Consider the following 2,536-nt stretch of genomic DNA (forward strand, 5'->3'; position numbering starts at 1 on the left):
CTCAACACGTCTGCGACCTTCTACGGCACCACGTCGCCGGGGACGCTGCCGACCATCAAGGTGCAGGTGGACAGCGACTTCTACTGGCTGCCCGAGGGCGTGACAATCGAGCCGCCTGGGCTCGGCACGACCCGCCAGTGGATCGTGACGCCCATGAACCCGACCGTGGGCAGCAAGTTCTCGGGACGCATCCAGGGACCGCGCCTCGGTGGGTTCCTCGACACGATCATCGTCGTCATGCGCAACGCCACAGGCGCTCGCATCGACGGTTGGCCCGGCTTCGCGACAACAACGCTGACAACAGCGACAGCGCGGTGGCAGGTGATCCTCGACGGCGTGCCGATCTGGACAACCACGATCGACGAGTTGCTCGACGACATGGCGATCACGTGGCCGACAGTGACGAGGCCCAAGGGCGTCGTCGCCCTGTCGAGGCGCACCGCCATGAACCAAAGCGTCCTCGGTCTGCTCACATCAGGCGAGCAGTGGCTGGCGTCCTCGCCGGGCACGCTCCTCGAGCTGGCCGGCTACCCGTGGGGTTCGTTCGCGAAGGCGCCCGCGCAGCTCAGCCTCTGCCTCGGTCAGATCGTCCCCGCCGGCACCATCATTCAGGGCGCCACGGACCTGGGGATCTAGGCCGTGGCCGGGACCAACCTGTACGCATGGGGGAAGGCCGGGGCCTCGATGGGGGCCAACGCCGGCAAGAACCCCGCCAACGCCGCCATCGCAGCGTTCTCTCCGGGCGCGACCGTCTCGGTGTCGTCGCAGCAGCCGTGGTGGCACCCGTCGACCCCGTTCGGGATGGCGCTGTGGACCGGCGCAGGAGCGATCGTGCTCCTCGCCCTGATCAGGCACTCGCTGCCGCGCTGAGAGGAGAAACACATGCACGGTCGTCACGCATTCTGGGTGGGGCTCGTCGTCGGCGTGGCCGGCGTCTGGGTGTACCACAACGTCTTCGGGCCGCACCTGCCTGGGTCGACGAAGGGCTAGCCCATGATCGGGGCCGGGATCTTCGTGCTCTGGCTCGGCTACGCGGTCACGTACTGGGGCTTGACGTTCCTGCACGGGACAAGCCTGGGGTTCCTGACAATCGCAAAGCCCACAGCGTGGGCCGCGCACGTCAAGGCTCAGCAGGCTGCGCCGCAGGCCAAGACAGGGAAGAAGGGCTGATTCTTACGGTGCGAACCGTTCTATATACGCAGCCAGTAGTCGCAGTCGCTGGGGAGAATCCCCAGCGTGCCCTAACGCGACGTTGCAACCGCTGCACAACCAGCCTCGAAAGCACTCTTTGCACCCGCTGCGGCAGTGCGAATGATCGTGATCCTTATGGAGCGCTCGCGCCCCCCCTGAGCGGCCGCAGACTTCGCACGCATCGGGACGCGGCCGCGTCGCCGTCGCTTCTCGGTGCTTACGGTTGTATTCGCGCTGGTGCTCCCGGTGGGTCTCACGCCACCGACGTTGGTACTCGCGCAGGTAATCAGCTCGCGCTATCCGGCGCTGTTGGGCAGCCGTGCGTGTGCGTTCCCGTGTCCTACGCGTCGCTCGTTCCCGCATCTTCTCCGGGTTTCTCGCTGCGTATTCCCTGCTCCGCTGGCGCCGACAGACACGACAGTGCTGTCGCCCACGCGAGTCGAGGTACGTGTTCGCCTCGTCGTAGGGGTGGCCTGCGGGACAGTGGGTACTTCGAGGGCGCCCCATCGCATCATCGTAGCGGATGGGGGCGATTCTTGTGCTGCTAGCGGCCTTTTTTGTAGAAATCGCATTGGTGACCTACCGCGGAGTGACGATCTCGGGCACAGGGCCGATCCCGCATCTGGTCATCCCGAGCGACTACGCGGGCGCGGCGATCATCTACGGCCTGCTCGGGCTCATGGGCAAGACGAGGGCCGAGCCGGTCGCGGCAGCCGTTGCGTGGGGGTTCGTGGTGGCGACGCTCCTCAACCTGTGGACACCGAAGAACCCCGTCCACATCGGAAAGACAACGAAGCAAAAGGCGGTGGCAGCATGAGCAAGTTCTTTTCACTCGCTGCGCTGGTAGTTGGTGGGATAATTCTGGCAGACATCGTGACGCACGGCGCCGGTACCCAGCAGGCGGCGACAGGCGTGAGCAAGATCACGAGCCCCGCCATCGGCGGGCTCCTGGGCAAGGCGCCCAGCTAAGGAGGGACGATGTTGAGCAAGCTCATCGAGATCCTCGGGACAGGGACCGACGTGCGATCCGTCGCGGCCATCGTGCTCGGCGTCCTCACCACGGTCATCGGGCACAACTCGGTCATCGTGAAGGCGGTCGTCGACGGCGTGGCCGGGCTCATCGTGCTCGTGGACACGTTCCAGCTGCACAAGACGAAGCAGACCGCCGTCGCTGCGGCCGCGTCTAGCGCCACCGTGCGCACCACCGCAGTCCCTCAGGCGACCGTCACCACCCAGACGACCCAGGCGGCGTAGCCGTGCCGGCCGTGCGCTATCAGTCCCGCGTCGGGCGGATGGCCGCGGCCGTGCCCGTGCCCGCATCGACGCCTTCGGCGGCGACGGGAGG

At 66.6% G+C, this 2,536-nt stretch carries 7 protein-coding genes; 6 read left to right on the forward strand and 1 reads right to left on the reverse strand.

The window, feature by feature from the left end; translation table 11 throughout:
- From ACYCUK_RS24305 to ACYCUK_RS24315, 3 genes are all read left to right on the forward strand, one after another.
- On the forward strand, positions 1 to 636 hold a 636-nt coding region (locus ACYCUK_RS24305), incomplete at its 5' end, for a hypothetical protein (protein ID WP_461597148.1).
- 3 nt (positions 637 to 639) lie between these two features.
- The gene (locus ACYCUK_RS24310; protein ID WP_461597149.1) at positions 640 to 870 is read left to right on the forward strand and encodes a hypothetical protein; all 231 of its coding nucleotides are present in this window, start codon (positions 640 to 642) and stop codon (positions 868 to 870) included.
- Positions 871 to 993: 123 nt separating this feature from the next.
- Positions 994 to 1,170: a hypothetical protein gene (locus ACYCUK_RS24315; RefSeq protein WP_461597150.1), complete on the forward strand. Its 177-nt coding sequence runs from the start codon at positions 994 to 996 to the stop codon at positions 1,168 to 1,170.
- Between the two features lie 3 nt (positions 1,171 to 1,173).
- Here the strand turns inward: ACYCUK_RS24315 and ACYCUK_RS24320 are convergent, their stop codons facing one another.
- Positions 1,174 to 1,698 carry an endonuclease domain-containing protein gene (locus ACYCUK_RS24320; protein ID WP_461597151.1) on the reverse strand — a complete coding sequence of 175 codons (525 nt, stop codon included), beginning with the start codon at positions 1,696 to 1,698 and terminating at the stop codon, positions 1,174 to 1,176.
- 16 nt (positions 1,699 to 1,714) lie between these two features.
- Between ACYCUK_RS24320 and ACYCUK_RS24325 the strand changes: the two genes are divergently transcribed.
- Genes ACYCUK_RS24325 through ACYCUK_RS24335 form a run of 3 tightly spaced genes read left to right on the forward strand, consistent with a single transcriptional unit; the run spans position 1,715 to position 2,445 of the window.
- Complete coding sequence (locus tag ACYCUK_RS24325) at positions 1,715 to 2,008, forward strand: hypothetical protein (protein ID WP_461597152.1); 294 nt, start codon at positions 1,715 to 1,717, stop codon at positions 2,006 to 2,008.
- Positions 2,005 to 2,160 (forward strand): hypothetical protein, encoded by a 156-nt coding sequence (locus tag ACYCUK_RS24330; RefSeq protein ID WP_461597153.1) that lies wholly within the window; start codon positions 2,005 to 2,007, stop codon positions 2,158 to 2,160. The genes ACYCUK_RS24325 and ACYCUK_RS24330 overlap by 4 nt, the downstream gene beginning before the upstream one ends.
- A gap of 12 nt (positions 2,161 to 2,172) precedes the next feature.
- Positions 2,173 to 2,445: a hypothetical protein gene (locus tag ACYCUK_RS24335; protein WP_461597154.1), complete on the forward strand. Its 273-nt coding sequence runs from the start codon at positions 2,173 to 2,175 to the stop codon at positions 2,443 to 2,445.
- Positions 2,446 to 2,536 lie beyond the last annotated feature (91 nt).

The sequence above is a fragment of the Thiomonas sp. genome, assembly GCF_054608695.1.

What these genes read in the sequence shown, in the direction of transcription:
- ACYCUK_RS24315 (WP_461597150.1), top strand. Translation starts at nt 994, where the DNA reads ATGATCGGGGCCGGGATCTTCGTGCTCTGGCTCGGCTACGCGGTCACG.
- ACYCUK_RS24320 (WP_461597151.1), bottom strand. Translation starts at nt 1,698, where the DNA reads ATGGGGCGCCCTCGAAGTACCCACTGTCCCGCAGGCCACCCCTACGAC.
- ACYCUK_RS24325 (WP_461597152.1), top strand. Translation starts at nt 1,715, where the DNA reads ATGGGGGCGATTCTTGTGCTGCTAGCGGCCTTTTTTGTAGAAATCGCA.
- ACYCUK_RS24330 (WP_461597153.1), top strand. Translation starts at nt 2,005, where the DNA reads ATGAGCAAGTTCTTTTCACTCGCTGCGCTGGTAGTTGGTGGGATAATT.